We start from the raw sequence: 25,263 nt of genomic DNA, 5'->3' as shown, positions 1-25,263 counted from the left end.
ATGAAAGAGATAATGCTTCCTTATATCTTCATCATGTGGATTCTAGTCAAAATAGGCGTAATCAAATGGACGCTGCGTAATGCCGCATACATCGTCGGGTTTGGTTTTTTCATATCTTTCATGCTGTTTACTGCGCACCGTTTTTGGTCACCCGCTGATTTTACTGATAGTTCAACCATCAAAGCACCGCATGCGATTTTGAGTCCCTTAGTTGGTGAGCAAATTGCGCAAGTTAACGTTACCCACAATCAAAAGTTGAAGAAAGGCGATATTGTTTATTCACTCGTTGATAACGAATCTGAAGCGATTTTAGAAGCCATTGAGGCAGATATTGAGCAGCAAGACGCGCTGATTATTCAATTGCAAAATGACATTCAGCGCAGTGTTGAAGCACCAGGCATTTTCGCTGAGCGCACGGTAGAAAAAATGAAAACTGACCTCGCTGCTGCCCGCTCAAACAAAGAATCACTGCAAGCAGATTTGGACAAAGCAATTTTTGACCAAGCGCGTAAAACAGTACGAGCACCTTTTGACGGGCAAGTGTCGATTACCAACATTGCAAGCGGTTCGCGTATCGGCAACATGCATATATACGACACAAGCAAAAAATTTTTAGAAATGCGAATTCCTGACCAAGCATACCGCTACATTGAAAAAGGCCAATTTGCGGAATTTTACGTGAATGCATACCCAGGCGAGATCTTCCGTGGGCGAGTTCATAGCGTCACCACGGGTACTGGCGAAGCCATGATGTCGGTGAGAGGTGGAGACCAATCAGTCAAACAGCATGTGGGTAAAAATACCGGTGGACACGGCCGAACCGTAGTCATCGAATTTGAAGAACCAGAAGGCTACAACATCCCGATTGGTGCAACAGGTTCCGGCTGGATATCAGCGAAAAAGCCAGCTGCAATCTTAGGGTTCATGGACATTATTGGTGGTGCAACTGTGCGCTTAAAAGCATACAAAGCGTATCTAAACGCACTGTAATTCAAGTTTTATGAGGAATATAGAATGAAAAAGTTATTGTTATCTGCAGTTATCAGTTCATTGGTATTCTCAGTCGCCGCGGAGCCGACTTACAAAGCCAAAGTCCCTCCCGAAGTTGTGACCCCCAATAAAGTGACTTCTACTTATTTGGGTGAGATGAATTACACCGATGGCGCACCATCGAAAGACACTTATGTAAAAGCTCGAGATTTTGTCGACACTGCAACCGCTGTACGAGTGTTCTTGAGTGGTATTCCAGCAGCGTCTATGCAAGGTATGTTCGCTGGACATGAAAGCATCGGTATGAAGCCGAACCAAACGATTGGTATTTCTGAAGGAATGCTAAATGCGCGAGGCGTATGGTTAACACCAAATACAACAACCCCCTATGTGACCAGTGAAGTCGATGTAAAAAATGGCCCTGTAGTGCTAGAAGTCGGTACGCCAGTTTTAGGCTTGCTCGACAATGCGGCGTTTATGTTTACTGATAGAGTCGGTGTTACGCACCCTCAAGACAAAGGGAAAGGTGGCAAGTACTTCATCTACCACAAAAGCTATACCGGCGAAGTACCTGCAGGTTATATCCCGATAAAATCTGATGGCTATCAACATTGGTTGTTATTGCGTATTGCAGGTCAAAAAGCAGATGCTGCGAAAAACATCCAAGCGCTGAAAAACACCATGAAACTCTACCCTTATGGTGAAACACCAAAAACAGAATTCATTAATCTTACTGATGTACAGTACAACACCGTACATGCCATGAACGAAAAGTTCTACGACGAGATCAACGCGCTAATTCAGTATGAACCAAGCAATATTTGGAATGAAGAATGGATAGCGCTAGCAAAAGATCTTGGTATCGAAAAGGGCAAACCATTTAAGCCTGATGCGCGCATGAAGGCTATTTTTATTGAAGCCGCAAAAATCGCTACTGCTGAAGCACGTGCAACCTACTTCTTCCCAGAAGATGAGGTTATGGTATATGACAACCGTCAATGGTTTACACCACTGATAAGTGGCCATGAGTTTAAGGATGACAACGGTATCATCTCTGCGGATGAGCGCACCATGTTCCACTTTATGGCAACAGGCATTACGCCAGACATGGTAACAAAAACCGAAGGCCAAGGTTCTGCCTACTTGCTTGCGACGCGTGACGCTGATGGCAAGATATTTGACGGCAGTAAGCACTACACAGTGACCTTACCTAAAAATGTACCTGTGAAAGCGTTTTGGTCGTTTATGATTTACGATAACCAAACACGCTCGATGCTTGAAACCGATCAACGAGATGCGGGTGTCGACGGCTTGAAAAAAGGCTTAGTGGTCAACAAAGACGGGACAATTACTGTTCACTTCTCACCGACTGCGCCAAAAGGCATGGAAAATAATTGGGTACAAACCATGCCCGGTAAAGGCTTTAATATCATTTTCCGCGCTTACGGCCCGACTAAGGCTTGGTTTGATAAATCATGGCGCCCTTCTGACTTAACCTTACAGAAGTAATAACAGTCTCGTTATATAACTCCCAAAATCACGGTGATAGGTTTAGCGCGTTTCACCGTATGAATAGAAATACCAAAGCAGTAACACATCAACACTTATGAAAGCATTGCTGGCCGAAAATATTCAACGCTTTTCTTGCACGCAAGTACCACTCGAAGACTATGATCGCGCTTTTGCCGAATTTGACTTAGCCAATATTGCTGACAACGGCGGTGCGACGCTAGATGTCAACTGGCTGTATCATCAAGGCATTGCCGTAGTCGAACGCTTTAGCGACTCGATAGTCTCACAACACGGAAAAAGCGTAGAGTCGGCATTCTCTTTTGTGTTGCCTTCACCCAATAGACATTCATTCAATGCCTTTTATCAACATAACGATGACGACTATCAAAGCTTCTTAGTGACGCCGGGCGACTATGCACACTGGCAATTTGCTGGTGGCACACCGTCTCTCACGTTAGCTATTGATGCCGATATGGCGCAACACTTATTGAGCGAAAGCGAACTTATGATACTGCTTGAGCGAGGCCGCAGTATTAGGCGGAATGCCATTGAACAGTCGGCGCTGCAAGAGACTAGTCAGAGATTCACACAACTGATAAATCAGCCTTTTCAGCAACCCGCAAACACGGCACTACTGAGCAATCAAATCACGCAAGCTGCGAGTGAGCTACTCAACATGGTATGTGAGCAAATGACCTCAAACGTAAAAATAGATTCAAGATCAAGGGTATTAGCGAGGGCCGTTGAGTACATCAAAGCCTACTATCATCAACCCTTCATGATTGGTGACGTAGCGAACCACGCGCACACCACAGTGCGCAACTTACAGTACATATTCAAAGCACAATTGAACCTGACGCCATTGCAGTTTCTAAAGCAATATCGCTTATATAAATTCCATTGCTTTTTACCACGCCATAGAACGGTCGAGTCAGCGGCCCATGCCGCCGGGTTTAAACATATGGGGAGAGCTTCTGCAGCATACAAACACTGGTTTGGCTTTTCTCCGTCAAAGCGACAAGCAGATAATACGGATGCTAAATTTTTTAGTTGGTTAAGCCGCAGTGAAAGCCGACTATTTATAACCTAGTGAACGGCTTCACCTGGTGGGAGAACTAACGAGGAAACAATAAGTATAAATTGATATTCAACGACCAATCCTCTGGGTCGCTGTCAGCCGACTTAAGCCAATATTTTACACCACCACCTAGCAGCAGAGCTTGTCCACCCACTTCAAAATACTGAGATGCAGTTAATGTGATAGGAATAGACCATTGGTCGTCATTCCAATTGTAGGCTGATTCGGAGGTTAGCTCGAAGGTCATTGCACCTTCAGTTGTATAATCAAAGAAAGGCTGAATAAAGGTGTTGCTATAGGTGTCACCTAAGCTGCCCTCCGCAGAATAAATGTGGTTTGTTAAAAAGCCATAAGTTTTAGGGCCATCAACAGTTAACCCAACATAACTTAAGCCAATGCCGTTTTCTTCGAATCCAAGATAATCATCTGAGGCAGTATCAAGCTGAAACACAGGTCCCCAGCCATGAATCCAATACCCTCCTGCAGGCTCGACAGGCGAAAGAAAAAAACTTGCAGTGATATCACCAACACCTGATTGATCGCCAGCACCAGGAAAAATATCTTGCTGGTCAATAAAAGGAACTATCGTACGCGTGATCAAGTTCCACTCATCATTTACTTCGAATGGAATAATCGGTTGGACAAATAAATTATGTCGGCTACCTTCATCTTCAGGGCCTATGTTGTCATTGTACTCATACTGTATAGGCACAATGACCATAGTGGTTAGAGGGTTGGCAATTTCTTGCGCAAGTGACTTTGAGTCTTTAGGCTCTGCCAACACCGTTGAAGAAGAGAGTAATACTGTCAACGAAAGTAAAAAAACAGACGTAGAGATGATATGAGTGTGCGTCATCAGAAGCGTATCCCTGTAGCAAAAATTTATTATTTTTGTATAGGTTAAGTGTTGGCGTTCTCTGTGAATTGTCAAATTTCAGACAAAAATAAAGCCTCTTTATCGAGGCTTTATTTTTAGCTACTTTGTTGCTTTGGCTTGGTCAAAAAACTCTCTTAGTTTTCTTGCCCAACCAGAAATGGTGTATTTCGCATCGGCCCTGTTTTGGGTTTTACTGGCGCGGCTGTAATTTGTGCCTTCACCTAAAAAGCGATTTTCAGCTACCCTCGCTAAGATATCGCCACTCACACCATCATATAGCTCTAAATACAAGGTTGCGGAGCCCGAATGTTTGGTGGCCTTTTGGCTCATAAAACTCGACTTTACATCTGGTACGCTAACATCCAAATCAATAAGTGCAGGACGAATTACAATAGTATTTGCTGCAGGTTGAGAGACGATAGGGTAATCATGACGAGTGAATTCTTCTGTAAACGCTTCAGTGAAGACCGTCTTCATATCTTGCTTCATCTGTAACATTTTCTCATCACTAACACGCGCATTCACCGTTGATGCTTTGCGGTTGTAATCACGCTGCCAGTTTTTTTTGAAACGAACGTCCGGTTCCATCAGTAGTATCGAACCATATTGCGAAAAATCAGCATCTGGCGCCATATACACCATTTTTGAGTTATCTTTCGATTTAAGCTCTAAACCATCAAAACTCGTTTTCGATTCGGCATTTGCTGTAAATGCAGTACCGCAAATCAAGAACGTTAATGCGACAGATATCAACGCTATTTTTTTATTCATAACTCGACCTCTTTTGTTGTTTCATTTTTAGCCTAGCACAGCTTTTCTGAATTAATCAGTAATAAAATGTAAAGCTTAAGCGACTAATAAAAAGAGAGTTAATAGGTTTTGAACAGGTAGATATGCTTAATGTTGGGTGTATGCAACAGGTAATAAAAAAGCCTCTAATTGAGGCTTTTTTGTTGTTTTGAATACTAGGAGCTTTGCTTTGTTTCTTTCAAAAACGACGTAAGCGTTTCCGCCCAGCTCTTTAACGTGTACTTTGCATCGGCTCTATTCTGTGTAGCGCTAGCCCGGTTAAAGCTTGCACCTTCACCCAAGAAGCGATTTTCAGCGACGCGAGCGATAGGCTTTTTAGTCATGCCATCAAATATTTCAAGATAGATAGTTGCAGAACCAGCGTACCGAATTTTCTGCTCACTCATAAAACTAGATTTAACGATTGGCACTGCAATATCTAAATCGGCAATTGCAGGACGAATAACAAGCGTCGTCGGTGATAACTGGTTAACTACGTTATATCCTTTATTGGCAAACTCTTCTTTGAACGTCTCTTCGAATAAAGCCGCCATATCTTTTTTCATAATATCCATTTTTTCATCGGTTACCCGAGAGTTAATGGAGCTGGCATTACGGTTAATACTGCGTTGCCAGTTTTTCTTAAAGCTAATTTCAGACGGTAAAAAAACCACTGAGTCGTATTTGGAAAAATTGGTTTCTGGGACGGCATAAATCATCTCAGAGCCACTTTTCTTTTGCTGAACCATACCGCTAGCGTCTTTCGCGAGCGCCGTGGTTGAAGCGATCACCAAGCTACCTAGTAGCATTGGTAACACTAATAATTTTGCAGCATTTTTCATTTCAACGTGTTCCTTTTGTTCATTTCGGGATAACACTACCAAAGATGTGTTGCAGAACTATGAGTAATACGTAACAAGTTATAACAGCGCTTACAATTTCACTGTCAGGTAATAAAAATCGAAATGTATTTTTAAATAGAAGCATTAAAAGCACTTAACAAAGTGCCTTTAATGCATTGATTTGGTTATTGCTTTGCTTTGAGGTACGTTAAAAATTCATCGGCGGGCATTGGTTTAGCGTAGTAAAACCCTTGCACTTCGTCACACTGCTGTGCCTTTAAATGTGATTCTTGCTCCACATCTTCAATGCCTTCAGCAATCACCTTTAAGTTCAACTGCTTACCTAAATTGATAATAGTGTCTGCTAATATTGAACCACCTGGCTTTGCGATGTCATTTATAAATGAACGGTCCACTTTCAAACGGTCGATTGGCAATTTCTGAAGATAACCCAAGGATGAGTACCCCGTACCAAAATCATCTAACGCTATCGAAATACCTTGTTCTTTTAGTTTGGTCAGTGCATCGATAACCATTTGAGGATCATCCATCAAAATGTTTTCGGTGATTTCCAACTCAAGCTTATGCGTCTCAATATTGTGCTCTTTCGCGGCATCAATAACAGTATCGACAAAGTTATCACGTCTAAATTGAGGGATAGATACGTTTACCGACACCCCAACATCGTCAAATCCTTCAGCTTCAAGGTGTTTAAGATGTTTACATGCTTGATGAACAACCCAATTACCAATATCAATAATCAGACCTGAATATTCAGCTAACGGAATAAATACGCCTGGCGAGACAAAGTTGCCATCCGCCGTACGCCAGCGCAATAGCGCTTCAGCACCAATGACTTTACCGTTCGCCAAGTTCAACTGAGGCTGATACCAAAGCTCTAAACGGTCATCAGCAAAGTCTGTACGCAGCTGACGAATCATGCCTAAACGCCACAGCGTTTGGTCTTCCATTTCTTGCTTATAGTATTTGAAATGTTCGTCGCGGTTCTTTTTCGCCAAATTCAACGCTATGTTGATTTGATTAAGTACCTTGACGCCTCCTTGCCCAGCTTCGGACTTGCGACAGAAGCCGGTACATATATTAATTGGAAGACTTTGCTCGCCTGCTTCGAAAGGAAGGCTGAATAAGTCGGCTAATTTTTCATGGCAGACGCTTTCAGCAGGACCGATAAGACCAAACACGTCAGCCCCGACACGAGCAACCGTTAATGACTTATCTAAGGTTGTGAGACGTTTTGCAACGGCAGCTAACAATAGATTACCAACTTCTTGCCCTAAACCATCGTTTATGTCACTGAAATGATTTATGTCAATTAACGCAGCGACTCTGTCGTCACTGCCAGATGTGGAGAAATCGTCTAATAAATTCAGAAATTGCAATCTATTCGGTAAGTCAGTCAACCAATCTTTATATGCCGCATTCCTGAGTTTCTGGAAAAGGTGGACATTTTCATAGCCGATAGACATGTTCGATAAAAACACATCCATCAACTGCTTATCTAATTCACACATTGGCGCATCAAGTTCAATGTGTATAACCGCGCGATAGCCACCGCGATTTAAATACAATGTCAGGCTATTCTCGGTCGCTAAGTGCTCTTTTTGCTGAAAGCATGCTGTCACTTGCTCGTTAACTTGAGCGGATTGCATGTTTTCAAGCTTTCGATTGATGACACTCTCGTTCCAGCCATCCTGCGCTAAGACATAAAGGCTCAAGTCGTCGGCGCCTTCGACGATGCCGTGCCCTCGAGCACAGAAAACACCACGGTCATAACCACTTAACAAGGTATTCACTTGGTCTAAAACACCTTGACCAAACTCTTGCACTGAGTGAATTTCAAGAAGGTTAGATGAGCCTTCAATGATTTTTTCAAGACCTTCGCGGTTTTTAGTAACGGTGGTAATTTGTTGGTAAGAGCGAATTGCAGCATAAACCGTGGTTACGAGCTTTCTGCGAGTTAATTCAGTCTTTGTCTTGTAATCGTTAATGTCATAATCTTTGATGACACTTTCTTCGGGAGCATAGCCTGGTTGGCCTGTGCGGAGAACAATTCGAATATCGTCTCGGGATAAGTCTTCACGAATGTATTTAACCACATTCAGACCTGCATCATCAGTCTCCATCACTACATCGAGCAGTACAAGCACAATATCATTGTCTTGCGCAATAATGGTATTGGCCTCTTCGCCAGAGTAGGCGTGAAGATATTCTAGACGTCGCCCTAATACCACTAAATCTGACAGGGCTAATTGCGTTACAGAGTGTATTTCCGGGTCATCATCAACGATGAGTACCTTCCATGTTTCACCACTCGCATCATCTAAGATTTCATCTTCATCACTGTCATCAATAAACAAAAAATCGTCATTGGTATTTTCTGAAGCCTGCATACTGCCCTCATCTAATCAGCACACCTTTTGCTGATTAGGTTATTGTTTTCGAACACGATTGTTGACAATAACTTGAATCAAATTATTTGTATCCTAGTACATAATAAAAGTGCGACTCGGATTATTCAACAAAACAATTAATAATCTGCTATCTATCAAGGTTTTAGTTACATATTTATAACAACATAGACCAGTTATTTGTCTTTGTTATCGTTATTAACTCTATGAATTAACACCTAATCTTGTATACAGTATAGTAAGTTTTATTCACTACGCTTTCGCTCAAGCTTATGAAAATTGACAAAACTACCCCACCTCAACCAATCGTGGTTTCTCATGTAGAAAATGACAATGAGGTTATGGAAGATTCAAATACAGGTCAGAAGTCACAAGAAGAGAAACACAAAAGCTCTCAGGCGTCTTCGCAAATGCAGCTTCTACAATTGGCCAAACACTTTTGCTTAGACGGAAGTTTGAAACCGATAGACAAACAAATGCCTATCGAAGATCGTATGGAAAGGCGCGAGCGTTTATCACACTTGCGACGTCAACAGAACATGGAAAAGGTGATTGAAAAGGCACTGCACTATTGTTCAAATGAGTCGATTAGCGATCGCGCTGACCCTGACTGGTTTGATAGCTTCGTTGAATTAGCCGAACGTGTCAGTAACCCAACCATGCAGGAGTTATGGGCAAAAATTTTAGCCGGTGAAGTCAATCAACCTGGAAGCTTTTCGCTCAAAGCATTACAAGCATTTAAAAATTTGAGTTTGCACGATGCTAAACTCTTTGGTCGCGCATGTAGCCTTGCCGTTAAAGACAGCTCAAAGAAAAACATTCGTATCATTTCAGGCTGTTATCAGCAACCGGGCCTGCTAAACATGTTGGATAAAGGCCGCGAACAACATGTTCACTTGAGCCAATTTGGCTTTAGCTATGGTGAAGTACTCACACTGGCCGACCATCACCTGTTGTTTTCACAGGAAACAGAGCTTTATCCGATGAATAAAGGCGATGAGTTGGGGTTAAAGTACAACGGTTTGCCGTTAGTATTGTCAGCCAACAAAAGCCGCTGCATTATTCAATTTTATAAGTTTACGCCTGTTGGTGCTGAGCTGGCTAAACTCATCGCAGATAAGCCCGATGAAAAGTTTTTTAATCATCTCAAAAGTAGTTTGTCGTACCACTTTTTCTGCTCTTCATGAGTAAAGTGCTGCGCTATTTTCCTGAGTGCTTGGCGAATATCTCGTTCGATTGCCCATTGAACTATAATCTTAGGCAAGTAAGAAACGGGTACACCTTCAACGTAGTAGTTAATTAACGTTTGCTGTTCAAGTACCGTGAAATCAATTTGCCCAAAGTGATGTTTGAGTGGTTGGCTACCGACAATACGATACTCTATGCCCGATATATCGGCCTTAGTTATTTCCTCGACGAAAGACTGCCCAAGCGTGTCGACTAATCGACGACAACCTTTTCCACCTGGGATTTCTCCTTCAAAACTCGACTTTGCAATCGCAAACTCTGCATTGAAAAAGCGTGACAAATTGACGTGATCGGTTAACAACGCGAGCAATTCTGCTGGTGAAGCATTTACCTGTTGTTCTAAGTCGATTTTAATCACGTGTTTCCTCTTCCTTGAAACTAAAAAGCCAATACATTAAGTGTATTGGCTTTAATCTTAGCGAGTTTTTCTTGGTTTTGTCTAGATACCGCCACCGTCAGTGTGCAAACCACACTCACGCTGCATACCGTTAAAACGGGTATCTGATTCGTCCATATCAGCGGTTAATGGCCTAGTCGAATGGGTGTCACCAACCGACACATAACCTTGATCCCATAGCGGATGATAAGGTAAGCCATGTTTGGTTAAATACTGGTGAACGTCACGATTAGTCCAATCAATAATCGGATGAACCTTGAAGCGCCCACGCAGAATACTGACAACCGATAAGCCAGCTCTATGTTCTGATTGCTGACGACGGATTCCTGAGAACCATGTGCCTGCTTGTAACTCAGTTAAACCACGCTCAAGCGGTTCAACTTTGTTTAATTGGTTATAACGTTTAAGCTCGTCTTCACCTTGGTTCCACTGTTCACCGTAGCGTGCAAGCTGCCAGGAAGCACTTTGCTTGGCGCTATACACTTGAAGATTTAGATTCAGCTTGTCAGTCAATTCATCAATAAACTGATAAGTTTCAGGAAACAAATGGCCAGTATCAGTAACTATCACAGGAATGTTTGGGTCAACCTGCGTCATCATGTGCAACATCACTGCAGACTGAATACCGAAACTTGAAGACAACACGAAGTTGCCCGGCAAGTTTTCCATTGCCCAAGCAACACGCTCTACAGGCGTTTGTTTCTCAAGCAGCTCATTCCACTGATTTAACCAAGGCTCAGGCAGAGATGCTGGAAAGCGACTCTGGATTGGTTGACTTGGTTGCACCTGTTCAAGATTAGTCATGAAAGTCTCTTACGCTAATAATCACTTCATCGACAACACCAGCACGAATCACATAATCACCAAAGGCTTCGTTGTTACCTTCGGCATCTACTGTACGCTCTGCAACCCAACGGCCAATCAAGGTATCTAGTTCCGCGATAATTGATTGTTCGTCAACGTTTTCTTTGTAGAGCTTAGGAATTCGTGTACCACCTAAGTTGCCACCTAAATACATGTTGTATTTACCTGGGCCTTTACCTACCAGACCAACTTCTGCAAGCATTGCTCGACCACAACCATTTGGACAGCCTGTGACACGTAATACAATGCTGTCTTCTGCTGCATTATGCTTGCTTAGTAAACCTTCAACATCGTCTACCAAACCTGGCAAGTAGCGCTCTGCTTCTGCCATCGCCAATGGACAGGTCGGAAAAGCCACACACGCCATTGAGTTCTTACGCTGATTTGACGTACTGTCATTAAGCAAACCATGGTCGCGTGCGATTTTTTCAATCGCCGCTTTATCCGCTTCAGCCACGCCTGCAACAATTAAGTTTTGGTTCGCGGTCATGCGGAAGTCACCTTTATGAACAAGGGCTATTTCACGCACACCCGTTTTCAACGGTTTGTTCGGGTAATCAAGTAAACGACCATTTTCAATAAACAGCGTTAAGTGATGTTTACCATCAATACCAGCCACCCAGCCAAAGCTGTCGCCACGTTCAGTAAACTTGTACGGTTTACTTGCTTCGAACGCTATACCAGCGCGATTTTCAACTTCCGCTTTAAATACATCAACTCCAACACGATCGAGAGTGTATTTGGTTTTCGCATTCTTACGATTTACACGGTTACCCCAATCACGTTGCGTCGTCACAACAGCTGCTGCAACATCGAGTGTTTTCTCAAGCGGGATAAAGCCAAAGTCATCTGCACGACGAGGGTACGTTGCTTTGTCACCCCAAGTCATCGCTAAACCACCGCCCACTAACACGTTAAAGCCAATAAGCTCACCGTTTTGTGCAATAGCAACAAAGTTCAAGTCATTTGCGTGAACGTCAACATCATTCTGCGGAGGAATAACAACCGTTGTTTTGAACTTACGAGGTAAGTAAGTACTTCCTAAAATAGGTTCTTCGGTTGTTTCAATTTTCTCGCCATCTAGCCAAATTTCAGCATATGCTTTGGTTTTTGGCAGCAAGTGTTCACTGATTTTTTTCGCCCATTCGTAAGCGTCTTGGTGTAGCTTTGACTCAACCGGATTAGAAGTACAAAGCACGTTACGGTTTACATCACCTGCCGTAGCAATTGAGTCAATGCCAATGCTATTCAAGGTTTGATGCATCAACTTGATGTTTGGCTTTAATACACCGTGGAATTGGAACGTTTGGCGCGTCGTTAAACGAATGCTGCCGTATTCCGTACTTTCTTCAGCAAATTTATCAATCGCTAACCACTGGTCAGGCTTAATGATACCGCCAGGCATACGAGCACGAAGCATTACATTGTGCATTGGTTCAAGTTTTTGCTTCTGACGCTCAGCACGAATATCACGATCGTCTTGCTGATACATACCGTGAAAGCGGATCAGCTGGAAGTTATCCGCGCTAAAGCCGCCGGTGATTCTGTCTTGTAGATCGTTGGCAATAGTGCCACGCAAAAAATTACTTTCGCGCTTTAGGCGTTCGTTATCAGCTAGGTTACCTTCAACCACAATTGGGCCTTCACCTTGCACAGGACCTTGTGCTGGCAATGGGCCTGTTACCGTGTCTAAAGGCATAGGTGTTTTTACATCAGTCATTAATAAACATCCTTCTGATAACGCTTCGCGCTACGTAATGATTTCAAGTAGTCTTCTGCTTGCTCTTCTGATTTATTGCCTTGTTCAGCAATGATGTCGACAAGCGCTTGGTGAACGTCTTTCGCCATGCGATTAGCATCACCACAAATATATAGATGGGCACCACGTTCTAGCCACGCGTATACTTCTTCAGCTTGTTCTTTTAGGCGATGTTGAACATAAACTTTTTGTTCTTGATCGCGCGAGAATGCTACGTCCATGCGCGTTAACAAACCTGATTTCAGGTAGTTTTGCCACTCTACTTGGTAAAGGAAGTCTTGCGTGAAGGTTTGGTCACCAAAGAACATCCAGTTATCACCTGACGCATCAGTCGCTTCACGTTCTTGCATGAACGCTCTAAATGGCGCAACACCGGTGCCTGGGCCAATCATAATCACTGGCGTTTCCGGGTTTGTAGGTAAACGGAAGTTGTCATTGTGTTCAACGAAAACGCGCACGTTTTCACCTTCTTCTAAACGACGACCCAAGAAACCTGAAGCACCACCTAAACGCTCGTTTTCATCGAATTGGTAACTCACTACACCTACGGTTAAGTGTACTTCTTCTTCCACTTCAGCTTGGCTAGACGCAATTGAATACAATCGCGGCGTGATTTTACGTAGGTTGTCGACAAGCGCTTGCGCATCAAGTGCTTGAGGCGCACTTTTCACAACATCGACCACTTGATGGTTTGCTGCGTATTCGCGTAACGTTGCTTTGTCTGCCACGACAGACTGTAACGCTTCTGAACCAGAAAATTCTGCCCAATACTCAACGAAGGCTAGTGACGTTTGTGTAATTTCTAGCTCTTCCACTAAGGCTTGCTTAATCGAAAGTTCTAACGTGCTATCGCCCTTCTTCAGTGTTACTGACTCTTCACCAGATAACGACAATGCTGTTAATAGCTCTTCCACTAACGCTTTGTCGTTATCGAAATACACGCCCAGTGCATCACCTACTTGGTAAGTTAAGCCAGACTCACCTAAATCAATTTCAATATGACGAACATCTTTTGCCGAATCACGACCTGTAATTTTCTGACTGGATAACAGCTCAGCCACATATGGGTTTTGCTTGGTATAAACGCTCGCCGCAGCGGTAGTACCTGGCAACTGAACCACAGGTGCCAACGCAGTGTTGTCAGCAGTCAATTCATCTTTCAGCGTTTCTACGATAGATAGCTGCCACGCTTTGGCTTCTTCATCGTAATCTACATCACAATCTACACGGTCAGTAACGCGAGTCGCGCCTAATTCTGCTAAGCGAGTATCAAAATCTTTACCTGTTTGGCAGAAGAACTCATAACTTGAATCACCTAACGATAGAACACTGAATTTCAGGCCATCTAATTTTGGTGCTTTCTTGCTGTATAAGAACTCGTGAAACTCAATCGCATCATCAGGCGGCTCACCCTCACCATTCGTACTTGCAACTATAAGCACATGTGTTTCTGACTTAAGTGATTTCGCTTTAAAGTCAGCAACATTTTTAAGGTTTACGGTAATACCTGCAGCTTTCGCTTGATCAGCAAGTTGAGTAGCCACGCCTTTCGCGTTACCCGTTTGTGATGCAAATAAAATCGTTAATGTGCTTGCCGGTGCAGCTTGTGTTGCTGCAGCTACAGCATTAGCCACTGGCGACATTTCACTTTTTGCCGCTAAATAACCACTTGCCCACGCAAGTTGTAACGGCGAGTAGCTTTGAGTTGCTTGCTGCAATTGTGCAAGCTGATTCGCGTCTAACGCACTGCCACCCGCTGACTGATTCGATTGTTGTTCTGACAACATGAGATACTTCGCCCATTTCAAATAATGGAGCAAGGATAGACAAGGTAAGACCAAAAGAAAAAGAATAGAAAACGCTTTTTTATTCCAAAAGTGAATAGTGAAAGTTTGAAATTTTTAACTTCTTGTAATCTAGAAGAAACTATCTTGCGCTTGTTGCATTGCACTCACAGAAACTTTCTACGGAAAAAACCTACCAAATAAAAACAACTGTCATGACTGCTCTGAAAAGCTCATACCATCAAAAAGTGCAAAAACTTGGCTACCTTATAGTTTTTTAGTGTTTCAAATGTTGGCGAAAGGCTTTGAAAAGATTAGAATTTGAACGCTTTATTAAAAAGTCACTCACCCACTCATGTTTCACCCCATGGAGCAACAATGAAATTTTTGAAGAATGCCACACTAAGTGCATTGTTATGTGTATTCAGTATGCCACTATTGGCGCAAGAGTCGCCTATCACAGCCCAACAAAAAGAAACGGCTCAACAGTTAATGGACACTGCGCTTAAAAGTGACCTTGCTTGGGGCATTGTCGAATCGTTAACCACTGAAATTGGTCCTCGCCTAGGTGGTTCAGAAGCAGAAAAGCGCGCACGCGATTGGGGCGTAAAATTAGGTAACGAGTTAGGCTTTGATAAAACATGGATTGAAGAATTCACTATGCCATTTTGGGATAGAGGCCACTTACACATTGCGCTAACATCGCCTTATGAGCAAGAGCTATATGGTTCAGCACTAGGTGGCGCTGCGCCAAGTAAAAAAGAAATTAATGCACCTATCGTTTATTTCAGAGATATTCATGCACTCACTGCAATTAAAGACGGCTCATTAAAAGGTAAAGTAGCCTTTGTTGATGGCGAGCCTATGGTGAAAAGCCAAACCGGTGCGGGTTACGGCCCATCAAACCAAAAACGTAGAATTGGCTGGCAGCATGCCGAACGTGGTGGTGCTAGTGCCTTGGTTATCCGCTCTGTAGGTTCTGATTCCCACCGTTTTCCACATACAGGGATGATGAGTAAAAAAGACGACCAATGGACCAAAATCCCAGTGATTGCGATCTCTAACCCAGATGCAGATCACCTACGTCGCCTGCATAACTTAAACAAACCGCTATCTATTTCGCTGCACTCTGGTTCAGATTGGAAAGGCGATGTCACCAGTGGTAACGTGATATTAGATATCATCGGTAGCGAAAAGCCTGAAGAAATCGTACTTATTGGCGGTCACTTAGACAGTTGGGATTTAGGTACAGGGGCTGTTGATGATGGTGCAGGCATTGCTATTACCACTGCCGCAGCTAAGTTAATCGCTAACTTACCTAAGCGTCCAAAACGCACTATTCGTGTAGTAATGTTTGGTGCTGAAGAAGTTGGACTATTGGGTGCATTTGCTTATGCCAAAAAACACGCTGGCAACCTAGACAACCACGTACTAGCGACAGAGTCTGATTTTGGCGCGAGAAATATTTGGCAACTTGTCTCTAACCTAAACCCTGAAGCCACAGTGCTGACCGATGAAATTACAAAAATTATTGCACCATTAGGTATTGTCCGCGGTGGTTCGGATGTTCAAGGCGGCGGCCCAGACATTATCCCAATGGCAATTAATGGAGTGCCAACAATTCGCCTAAATCAGGAAGGTACAGATTACTTTGACCTGCACCACACGCCTGATGATACGCTGGATAAAATTAACCCGCAGGAACTGGCGCAAAATGTAGCTGCCTATGCCGCAACCATTTATTTATTTGCCGACGCTGATGTGGATTTAAAGACAAGACGTCAGAAAGAATCTAAATAAATCACTCATCGAATAAAAGGAGGCCTATTAGCCTCCTTTTATTTTTATAGTTAATTTCGCGATCACATGTGCCGTCATAACGCACTTCAAAACACGCTTTGACGAACGGTACCCAAATACAAAATTCATTTTTCTCTTTGTTGCACTTGCCTATTCATCACAATTCGCCTTTGATATACATTATCAACATCTGAGGCTTATTCACCACCTTATCAATAATCAATAACCAAGGATTACACGTGATTGATTTTCGTTCCGATACCGTCACCCAGCCCAGTGAAAAAATGCGCCACGCTATGGCATCAGCCCCTGTTGGTGATGATGTGTATGGTGATGACCCAACCGTTAACGAATTGGAAGCATGGTCTGCTGAGCGACACGGTTTTGAAGCAGCCTTGTTTTGCTCCTCAGGTACGCAAGCCAACCTACTTGCGATAATGTCGCACTGCCAACGTGGCGATGAATATTTGTGTGGTCAGCAGGCTCATAATTACCTATACGAAGGTGGCGGAGCTGCAGTACTTGGTTCTGTTCAGCCACAGCCAATTGAGAATGAAAAAGACGGCACACTCTGCTTCGACAAGCTTGCCAAAGCCATCAAGCCCGATGATTTTCATTTTGCCCGAACCGCCTTGCTGAGTATCGAAAACACGATCAATGGCAAAGTGATATCGCTTGAATACATGGCAAAAGCCAAAGACTTTGCTCATCAGCACGGCCTCAAACTTCACCTTGATGGTGCGCGCGTATACAACGCAGCCACGGCACTTAATGTGGATATTAAAGAAGTACTGCAATATGTAGACAGTGTGTCGATTTGCCTATCAAAAGGACTTGGCGCACCAATCGGGTCATTACTTTTAGGCAATAAAGCCTTTATCGCTCAAGCAAGACGTATTCGAAAAATGCTGGGCGGAGGCATGCGACAAGTAGGACTTCTCGCTGCGGCTGCACACATTGCGCTAACAGAAAATACATTACGTCTTGGGGTTGACCATGAAAACGCTCGCTATTTGGGTGAGCAGATCAATCAAATAAATGGTTTTTCTGTCACGATAGAAAACATTGAAACGAATATGGTTTTCGTAAAAGTTGATCAGAGTATCGATATCCAGGCAGTCGCCGCAAAATTAAGTGACTGTGGTATCAATATTACGCCTAGTCAAAATATGCGTTTAGTCACGCATTTAGACATCAGCAAGGCAGATATAGATACCTTTATTACCCGTCTGAAAGGCATTCTTGATTAACCACAGCGAATCTGCTTTTCTCCGAGAAAATAGACATTATTGACCGCAACATAGGTACCAGAAATAACAGCAGATAGCGGCAGCGTTAAGGGAGAAATCATTTCTCCCTGCCAATCGTAAAAACTGGCATCGCCATCCATTAAATTGACGACTTTTAGCGTTTTAAGCTCGGTAGATAAACCGCAAGCGTTCTTTGGTTGCGCTGCCCTTTCCGGCACAAATACGCAGGCTTGCAGCAATAAGCTGGCAACAAGGACCATCAAAAATTTGTGCATTGGGCAACTCCGTTTTAACCCTTTTCACAGTTATCTTGGCATTTCATATTAATTAGTTCAAAAGCTTCGAGTACACTAGCCCTACTTTTTCCTATTTGAAGTAATACCCAACGCATGCTTTTTCTGGTGACCATTTTCCTTAGCGCATTTTTGCTGTTTCAAGTACAACCATTTATCGCCAACGTTATTCTGCCCTATTACGGCGGCAGCGCATCGGTATGGACAACCTGCATGCTTTTCTTCCAAGGTGTTTTGCTTCTCGGTTATGGCTATGCACATGTGCTTAATCGCTTACCCATCTCGAAACAACAATCCATTCACTTAGTACTGGTGGTAATTGCCTGCGCGGTTTTACCGTTTTCACCGCCCATTCCTGAATTAGCTGAAATTAGTCAGAATCCATCGGCGAGTATACTGCTTACTCTGGCCACCGCGATTGGTTTGCCCTACGCTCTATTGGCAAGTACAGGTCCCCTTGTTCAGAGTTGGTATGCCCATACTCATCAAGACAAAGTGCCCTATAAGCTGTACGCACTTTCAAATGCCGGCAGCTTACTCGCACTGTTAAGTTATCCTTTTGTTGTGGAACCCGCCCTAGCGTTATCAACACAAACCGTATTGTGGTCGAGCTTGTTTATTGTGTTTGCCTTGGCTATTGCACTGCTTAGTCAATTAGCCAAACGTTATTGGCATACTATAGAAAGTGATTTAGTCACCGCCACATTAGAAAAAGTGCCTTCGACACACAAATCGCTGTGGCTCGCTTTATCAGCACTAGGTGTTATGTTGTTGGTGTCGACCACAAATGCGATGACGCAAAATATTACGCCTGTTCCTTTCTTATGGGTGTTGCCACTTATTCTCTACTTAGTGACCTTTATTATTGCGTTTAACAACCCTAATTTTTACAAACGTTGGTATTGGTTAGCGTTTTACACTCTGGCTGCCTTTATGGGCATAATGTTGACCTTTGTCGGCTCGCAATTTGACTTGGTTTCGCAAGTAGTCATGTACAGCTTTATTTTGTTTGCTGGCTGTATGATTTGCCATGGCGAATTAATAAAGCTTGCACCTGCGAAGCAACACTTAACCTTGTTCTATTTGATGATTTCCCTTGGTGGCTTCCTTGGTAGCTTGATGGTTTCTATTTTGGCCCCCATGGTGTTCGTTCAATTTACAGAATACCCACTGAGCATTATCGCCATTTTAATCGCCGCAATGATTTGTTTTCAGCTGGATACTCAAGTCAAGCAAATGGCAAAGTGGGCGCTACCGTTGATTGGCGTTATCACCCTTGGTTTAGCCGCATTGCAATTGACGCTAGACAGCCAATATCGTGCTCAGCATGTGGCTAATGAGCGCAATTTTTACGGCCTCCTGTCAGTTGTTGATACATCCGTAGCTGATGAGCCAGAGCGCAGACTTATAGACGGTACGACATCTCACGGTACGCAATCATTAGCACCTTTAAAGGCCCACATCGCAAAAAGTTATTACCGTGAAAACACGGGTGGTGCATTAGCATTAAGTAAGTTTATTCGAGAGCAGTTTTCAACAGCGCCGCTCAAAGCAGGCTTTGTTGGCTTGGGTGCAGGAGCAATGGCTGCTTACGGACAAGTTAATCAAGAGTATACGTTTTATGAATTAAACCCTGCTGTTGTCGATTTTGCTGATCGGTACTTTAGCTATTTGCGTGACAGCAAAGCAGACATCAATGTGCAAACAGGTGATGGCAGGCTGTTATTACAACAAGCGTTAAATCAACAAGGCAGCATGGAATTTGACGTGTTAGTTATCGATGCATTTTCGGGTGATGCTATCCCTCGCCACCTTCTCACCGTTGAAGCATTCGAACTCTACAATGCTCATTTAGCCAGCGATGGTATATTGGCGCTTCATATTTCCAACACGCATCTAGACTTAAGTGCATTGACACATAACTTGGCGAAAACGATAAACAAGCCCGCGTATTACTTTAATACCAAGCCAACCGAACAAGAACCTAACGAAGCACAATGGGTACTAGTGACAGCAAACCAAAAGTTTATTGAAAGCTACAGTGTCAGGCGTTTTATCAGCGAATGGCCTGCCAGCAAACATTTAGACGTTATGTGGCATGACAACTACAGCAACTTGCTGTCAGTTTTAAAATAGATGTGAAGGCAGTATCATTATTGGGTTGAAACCGCTGGGAGGCAAAAGTCCTATAAAACACTCGCGAACGCTATGAGTAGCCCCCATTGCTACAAAGCATTTGCAATGCATAGGTAGATTTTACCCCGACCAGCGCGCGCAGTGTAATCAGCGTTTATGACAAGACAATGATGATCTTTACTTGGGCTGACTAGAAGGTGATTTTCACAGTGTCAGATTGTGCTACCGCCTGACACGCCAAAATCAGCCCTTTTTCTTGCTCTTCGTCGGTCAGGAATAAGTTTTCTTTCATACTGACTTTGCCTTCTTCAAGTGTGCATTGGCAGCTGCCACAAACACCAGATTCACAGCTGTAAGGGGCATCAATATTGTGACGAAGCATCGCGTCTAGTAGCGTTTCATCAGCGCCTACATCGATGCCACCAGCGCTCATTGGCAATACAAGCGAAGCCGCTTGACCGTTCACCACTTCAGCTTTTTTCTCAGCACCAAAGCTCTCTAAAAATATAGCGTCGTTAGCTACACCTAGCTCTGTCAACGTTGCTTTAGCCTCAGACATAAAGGCAGTAGGCCCACACATAAAGTGATAATGTGCTGGAGCATTTAATGGTTGCTGTTCAAAGAACGACTTTATCGCCCCTTGATTGACACGACTTTTTCGCCACGCTTTCGCTTTACTAAACCAGCCCGGTTTAGTCCAACAATGCGCAATCGTGACACGACCGTTGAACTGACTAGCTAATGCTGCAATAGCGTCAAGGAATATAGCGGTTTTGCCGTTGGTATTGCCATAAAGTAAGGATACTTTGGCCTGACTGTCTTTCGATAACACGTCTGACATCATGCTATACAATGGTGTAATTCCACTACCAGCTGCATAAAAGTAATAATGTGCGCCAGCTTTAGGCTCGTCAGGCAATACGAAGTCCCCTTGTGGGCGGCTCACGTCTAGCATTTGACCTGCTTTTACACGCGAAGCAATAAAGTTTGACGCTTTACCAAAAGGCAGCGCTTTAACGGTAATTCGCAACCCTTCTGTCGCTACGTCATTAGAAATAGAGTAGCTACGCACTATCGACTTTTCGCCAAATGGCAGCTTTACCTGAATATGCTGACCCGGTTGCCATGCAAAGGTCGGTTGCAGGTTTTCCGGCACAGATAAGTAAACAGACACCGCATGCTTGGTTTCTTTCACAACTTTGGCGACTTTTAATTTGAAAAATTCGATACTCACGAGATACTACAACCCTTTGTTTTGCGCTGATGCGTTACTGCGCGGAAATACTACATAAACCATGCTGCGATACGTTGCCAAATGCTTGGTGGTTCAACGGGGTAAATAATAACACTTGTTAGCACTTTTCGTTGTGGTTTGTCGCCAATAGTCGTCAACGTATCGGATATTTCCTGCAAAATAGACGGACTTAGCGGTAATGGGTGTTCTTGAGGTTGAAACTGGCTTCCCATCGGATAATCAACGCCCGGTGTCGCCGACATTTCTATATGAGTGCCCATAACCGCAGATACGGTTTTGTCGCGAGTAAAGTCAACTAAGCGCTGAATGCTCTTCGAAAACTGCTGCCAGTCACGCACATAAAGTCGCCCAGGATAAACGGTATCTCCCGTTAATAACCACTGTGTCTTGGGATCATAAATAGCGATGCTTTCGTCTTGATGCCCAGGAATATGCACGATCGATAGCATACGCTTTCCGAGATCTAACGCGCTGTTTCCTTGTTCGTCAAACGCAAAGAAATTTGCAACGGCTTCCGCATTGGGTGCCACCACCTCAACATGCGGTTTACCTTCGAATTGCTCATCGGCGGCACGATGATCACTATGCGAATGAGAATGCACAACAACCAAGCCATATGTCGTTTTGTTGCGTTGCTTGGCATAGTCATCAACTAAAGCTCGCACAGTCTCATACAACGGAAATTCAGAGGCATCATCAACAGCCCCGGTATCAAGTAATAGCGCTTTGTATTTCCCCATGAGCAAATACATAAATGGCGCTTCAAAATGCTGGCATTTGTTTTGTCTTAGAATGTAGGTGCTCTCGTTGACCTTTAGGATTTCAATGGGCTCGATAACGGGCTTGCCACACTTTTTTGCCCCCGAATACCATTGGTGCTGAGTCACTTTTTCTAACCAAGCTTGAGGTTCGGCATTCGCTGAAAGCGAGGCTAAAGTGATAAAAATCATTAAGCCAACGCGGGTAAATACATTCATTAGGTTTTCTCGTTTAAGACAGCGCAGCGAACTACGTAATGTCATTAGTATGTTCAAACTGCACCACTTTGCCTTCTGGCGTTAAAATAGTGGCTTCTACATTGCTGTAATCGTCACTGAGTTGCAGTACGCCAATGCCACATCCATTGTATATGGTGCGATGTTTTTGCTCGCTTGGACGCCTCACTTTAATTTTCATACGGCGCCGTTTAGTAAACCAATTCAACGGTGAATACGTGCCGTACAAGTAGTAATTACAACGCTCAAGAATATGAATCAAACGCTCTGGAAATTTGTTTTTGATGCCACTACAGGTAATTTGCACTATGCGAGAACTTGAGCGAATAAAACGATGCGATACGTCGTAGACAAACGAGTAATGAACATCACCGGATAAGATAATAAACTGCGGTGGCGTTTTGCGATTACGAAATATATTGAGCATCACATTCGCCGTGCCTTTGTGGGCCATCCAGTTTTCGGCATCTACTGCTAATGGGTTACCAAAGAAGGTAAACACCCGTTGTACCGCTTCAATCAGCTTCACACCATATATCGGCGCTGCAGAAACCATAATAACGCAAGGTTCATTGATGAGTTCTTGTTGCAGCTCAGTCAGTGCTTCCCAATCCATTAAACCAGAGGGTTTACCTGCATTACTTTCACTACGCCAGCGCTGTGTACGGGTATCGAGTACCACTATTTTTGGAGAGGTATTTAAGTGATAGTGCCATTCATCCCAGTCCAATAGTTCCTGAACAAATTCGTCATGGTTGGCAATACCATTATTCGTAAATATCTCTGCATGACGTTTAACTATAGCGTCGAATTTTTCGGGCGCATTACCCCATCCTTGACACAAGTAGTAGCCGACTAATGCATTACCAATAATACGGGTGGCAAACGTATCGTTATAAGCTGCCTCTTCCCAGCCTCGGGTTAAGTTCCAATCATCGGTAATGTCATGATCGTCAAAAATCATATATACCGGCAAGTGGGCAAGTGCCCGTTGAACATAAGGTAAACCATTTGCGAACTTTTCTAGCTCATTAAGCTCATGCTGATAGCTATTTTGCAGAGCTGGCTCTGGCAAGCCGTAGTCACGCATTTTCGGTAGTACAAGTTGCCACAGTTGTGGTGCCCATACTAAAAAGTACATTGCCAACACCTCTGATGCTGTTACTAAATGGTTTTTAGCATGCACAGAAGTGAAAATAGGCTGCCGGCCTGCAATAAACAACTTTTGCATAATACCGCGCTTTGCTGTTGCATGCGGCAACACCGCTTCACGGCCATACATGAGTGTATTAGCAAACAGCGCTTGGCTATCGCTTGGTTGTTCAAGTTCGGAAGTTTGCCATGTTTCGTCAAACAAGCCTAAAAGGCGAATAGTTTCGTGAATGCCGACAAGCATTGGCCCAGCCACATCATCCACATACACTTGGTCGCCCGACATTATCACCATGGCAGGCCGATCGGATATATTAGATTGTGTCTGTTGTAACGTGCTGTCGATTTCTATTAATGCGTCATCACCATGAAAATGTGGCTTGCGACACGAGCCGTGTAACACATGTTTTGCTGAAGACTTTATCGCTAACTGAGGGCAAGCCTGCTCATCGTAAACAAGTGAGGGAATTGCCGACGCTAAACTATCAACGACAGAAGCGTTGTTTAGGCGAAGCGACAAATCATAAAAAATCGCCGTATCCACCGGAAAAGCTTCGTCTGCATTAAGCTGAATAAGCGTGACAAAAGCATGAGTGCCTACTTGTGCACTTTCAACGTTAACATCGCTAAAAGCCAAGCTTTGTTGTTTTTTACTGTCGAGCCAAAGACCTGCTTGAATATCAAACGCATCTGTCGTCACCAACCACAGCGTTATTTGCTTAATGTCACAATGTCTAACAATAGGTCCCGCAACAATAGGCGGTAAAGTGGAGCTCAATGGCAACTCATTGGATTTTCGCATAATTATTGGTTATCAATGTACTTTTCTTCGAAGCCTACTGTCTAGCGATTTCATCGCTAATTTGTGACATTTCTTAACGTCCTGTTTGACAGCAAAGGGGTCTATGTTTCATGCTAGCAATTAACCATGCATAAACCCAGATGACTGCTTATGAAAGTCTTTGTAATGGGATTATTGCTGCTTTGCGGCATGGCACATGGAAAGAGCACCAACATCACGATATACAGTGACAGTTACAACAATAACATGATCAGTCCACAAGATTTAGCTGGCGTGTTGTTTGAAGACGTTGTTAAAAACGTTCAAGACGAATTCAACGTTACCTTCCAAAACTCTAGCATGAAACGCGAATGGGTTGCCTTGTCTCAATCTGACAATGTGTGCCTGTATAACAAACGTCGAACAGCCGAACGAGAGCAGATGGGTAGTTTTGGTAAATACCCTTTACTCGCCTTCCCACCTAATCGACTCATCACACATGCTGATGCGCAAATTCCAGAATCTGTATCGTTAGTAGCAACTGTTGATAAATGGAATCTCACAATTGGTATCGCCAGCGGTCGCAGTTATGGCAAACGTTTAGATCAAGCCATAAATAAACTACCCGAACATAACGTTGTCATGGTCGAGGGCTCGTCAGCAAGTATCAGACTGAGAGAAATGATGAAAACTAAACGTATCGACGCATTCATCGAGTTCTGGCCAACTATTGTCTCTGTTTACCCAGAAGAAGAGGCTCGTCAGCTGTATAACTTACATGAGCTCATTGAAGCGACGGACTTTATTTTTGGTCATGTTGTATGCTCAGATTCACCACTTGGCGACAGATTCATCACACGTATAAATGAAGAGATGGGTAAACCAAGCTTTTTCGAAAAAGTCCTACGCGGACATCGCAATGAAATGCCGCGAGAAGAGTACGCTAGAATTCGTGAAGCGCTACGAACAGCGTATTTGCAATAAAAAAGCCCGGCTGATACCGGGCTTTTATTACTCACAATCCAGCCTAAG

Annotated in this window: 20 protein-coding genes; 8 read left to right on the top strand and 12 right to left on the bottom strand. The window is 43.6% G+C overall.

Features of this window, described 5'->3' with window-relative positions:
- The 3 genes from ACFSJY_RS14980 (at nt 1) to ACFSJY_RS14970 (ending at nt 3,592) form a co-directional block, all read left to right on the top strand.
- On the top strand, nt 1–990 hold the full coding sequence (locus ACFSJY_RS14980; protein ID WP_386035919.1) for an efflux RND transporter periplasmic adaptor subunit: 990 nt from the start codon (nt 1–3) through the stop codon (nt 988–990).
- A gap of 24 nt (nt 991–1,014) precedes the next feature.
- Nucleotides 1,015–2,499 (top strand): DUF1254 domain-containing protein, encoded by a 1,485-nt coding sequence (locus ACFSJY_RS14975; RefSeq protein WP_386035916.1) that lies wholly within the window; start codon nt 1,015–1,017, stop codon nt 2,497–2,499.
- A 97-nt stretch (nt 2,500–2,596) separates the two neighbouring features.
- Nucleotides 2,597–3,592: an AraC family transcriptional regulator gene (locus ACFSJY_RS14970; RefSeq protein ID WP_386035913.1), complete on the top strand. Its 996-nt coding sequence runs from the start codon at nt 2,597–2,599 to the stop codon at nt 3,590–3,592.
- A gap of 25 nt (nt 3,593–3,617) precedes the next feature.
- Here the strand turns inward: ACFSJY_RS14970 and ACFSJY_RS14965 are convergent, their stop codons facing one another.
- The 4 genes from ACFSJY_RS14965 to ACFSJY_RS14950 form a co-directional block, all read right to left on the bottom strand.
- Nucleotides 3,618–4,436, bottom strand: coding sequence for a transporter (locus ACFSJY_RS14965; RefSeq protein ID WP_386035910.1), 819 nt, complete (start codon nt 4,434–4,436; stop codon nt 3,618–3,620).
- A gap of 120 nt (nt 4,437–4,556) precedes the next feature.
- Nucleotides 4,557–5,228 carry a DUF3313 family protein gene (locus tag ACFSJY_RS14960; protein WP_386035907.1) on the bottom strand — a complete coding sequence of 224 codons (672 nt, stop codon included), beginning with the start codon at nt 5,226–5,228 and terminating at the stop codon, nt 4,557–4,559.
- Between the two features lie 194 nt (nt 5,229–5,422).
- Nucleotides 5,423–6,088 (bottom strand): DUF3313 family protein, encoded by a 666-nt coding sequence (locus tag ACFSJY_RS14955; protein ID WP_386035904.1) that lies wholly within the window; start codon nt 6,086–6,088, stop codon nt 5,423–5,425.
- Between the two features lie 185 nt (nt 6,089–6,273).
- The gene (locus ACFSJY_RS14950) at nt 6,274–8,499 is read right to left on the bottom strand and encodes a bifunctional diguanylate cyclase/phosphodiesterase (RefSeq protein ID WP_386035901.1); all 2,226 of its coding nucleotides are present in this window, start codon (nt 8,497–8,499) and stop codon (nt 6,274–6,276) included.
- A gap of 290 nt (nt 8,500–8,789) precedes the next feature.
- Between ACFSJY_RS14950 and ACFSJY_RS14945 the strand changes: the two genes are divergently transcribed.
- On the top strand, nt 8,790–9,704 hold the full coding sequence (locus ACFSJY_RS14945) for a TIGR03899 family protein (protein WP_386035898.1): 915 nt from the start codon (nt 8,790–8,792) through the stop codon (nt 9,702–9,704).
- Here ACFSJY_RS14945 and ACFSJY_RS14940 read toward each other — a convergent pair.
- From ACFSJY_RS14940 to ACFSJY_RS14925, 4 genes are all read right to left on the bottom strand, one after another.
- On the bottom strand, nt 9,659–10,123 hold the full coding sequence (locus ACFSJY_RS14940) for an SRPBCC family protein (protein WP_386035895.1): 465 nt from the start codon (nt 10,121–10,123) through the stop codon (nt 9,659–9,661). The two genes, ACFSJY_RS14945 and ACFSJY_RS14940, sit on opposite strands and share 46 nt — an antisense overlap.
- An 81-nt stretch (nt 10,124–10,204) precedes the next feature.
- Complete coding sequence (locus tag ACFSJY_RS14935) at nt 10,205–10,966, bottom strand: phosphoadenylyl-sulfate reductase (RefSeq protein ID WP_386035892.1); 762 nt, start codon at nt 10,964–10,966, stop codon at nt 10,205–10,207.
- Nucleotides 10,959–12,725, bottom strand: coding sequence for an assimilatory sulfite reductase (NADPH) hemoprotein subunit (cysI, locus tag ACFSJY_RS14930; protein WP_386038412.1), 1,767 nt, complete (start codon nt 12,723–12,725; stop codon nt 10,959–10,961). The genes ACFSJY_RS14935 and cysI overlap by 8 nt, the downstream gene beginning before the upstream one ends.
- A gap of 20 nt (nt 12,726–12,745) precedes the next feature.
- Nucleotides 12,746–14,572, bottom strand: coding sequence for an assimilatory sulfite reductase (NADPH) flavoprotein subunit (locus tag ACFSJY_RS14925; RefSeq protein ID WP_386035890.1), 1,827 nt, complete (start codon nt 14,570–14,572; stop codon nt 12,746–12,748).
- Between the two features lie 426 nt (nt 14,573–14,998).
- Here ACFSJY_RS14925 and ACFSJY_RS14920 point away from each other — a divergent pair, with 426 nt between their 5' ends.
- Both ACFSJY_RS14920 and ltaE read left to right on the top strand, forming a co-directional pair.
- Complete coding sequence (locus ACFSJY_RS14920) at nt 14,999–16,369, top strand: M20/M25/M40 family metallo-hydrolase (RefSeq protein WP_386038409.1); 1,371 nt, start codon at nt 14,999–15,001, stop codon at nt 16,367–16,369.
- A 239-nt stretch (nt 16,370–16,608) separates the two neighbouring features.
- Nucleotides 16,609–17,619 (top strand): low-specificity L-threonine aldolase, encoded by a 1,011-nt coding sequence (gene ltaE, locus ACFSJY_RS14915; protein ID WP_386035887.1) that lies wholly within the window; start codon nt 16,609–16,611, stop codon nt 17,617–17,619.
- On the opposite strand, the gene ACFSJY_RS14910 is transcribed toward ltaE, so the two are convergent.
- Nucleotides 17,616–17,894: a hypothetical protein gene (locus ACFSJY_RS14910; RefSeq protein WP_386035884.1), complete on the bottom strand. Its 279-nt coding sequence runs from the start codon at nt 17,892–17,894 to the stop codon at nt 17,616–17,618. The two genes, ltaE and ACFSJY_RS14910, sit on opposite strands and share 4 nt — an antisense overlap.
- A 114-nt stretch (nt 17,895–18,008) precedes the next feature.
- Here ACFSJY_RS14910 and ACFSJY_RS14905 point away from each other — a divergent pair, with 114 nt between their 5' ends.
- Complete coding sequence (locus ACFSJY_RS14905; protein WP_386035881.1) at nt 18,009–20,048, top strand: spermidine synthase; 2,040 nt, start codon at nt 18,009–18,011, stop codon at nt 20,046–20,048.
- A gap of 190 nt (nt 20,049–20,238) precedes the next feature.
- Here the strand turns inward: ACFSJY_RS14905 and ACFSJY_RS14900 are convergent, their stop codons facing one another.
- Genes ACFSJY_RS14900 through ACFSJY_RS14890 form a run of 3 tightly spaced genes read right to left on the bottom strand, consistent with a single transcriptional unit; the run spans nt 20,239 to nt 24,252 of the window.
- Nucleotides 20,239–21,282 (bottom strand): 2Fe-2S iron-sulfur cluster-binding protein, encoded by a 1,044-nt coding sequence (locus ACFSJY_RS14900; RefSeq protein WP_386035878.1) that lies wholly within the window; start codon nt 21,280–21,282, stop codon nt 20,239–20,241.
- Between the two features lie 50 nt (nt 21,283–21,332).
- Entirely contained in the window at nt 21,333–22,280 is a 948-nt protein-coding gene (locus ACFSJY_RS14895; RefSeq protein ID WP_386035875.1) for an MBL fold metallo-hydrolase, read from the bottom strand.
- Between the two features lie 31 nt (nt 22,281–22,311).
- Complete coding sequence (locus ACFSJY_RS14890; RefSeq protein WP_386035872.1) at nt 22,312–24,252, bottom strand: metallophosphoesterase family protein; 1,941 nt, start codon at nt 24,250–24,252, stop codon at nt 22,312–22,314.
- A gap of 150 nt (nt 24,253–24,402) precedes the next feature.
- Here ACFSJY_RS14890 and ACFSJY_RS14885 point away from each other — a divergent pair, with 150 nt between their 5' ends.
- Nucleotides 24,403–25,215 (top strand): hypothetical protein, encoded by an 813-nt coding sequence (locus tag ACFSJY_RS14885; protein ID WP_386035869.1) that lies wholly within the window; start codon nt 24,403–24,405, stop codon nt 25,213–25,215.
- Nucleotides 25,216–25,263: the final 48 nt, after the last annotated feature.

The organism is Thalassotalea euphylliae (genome assembly GCF_042682785.1).
GTDB classification, from domain to species: Bacteria; Pseudomonadota; Gammaproteobacteria; order Enterobacterales; family Alteromonadaceae; genus Thalassotalea_F; species Thalassotalea_F euphylliae.
The sequence above is the reverse complement of the archived record's forward strand: the minus strand, read 5'-3'. Positions and strand labels throughout refer to the sequence as shown.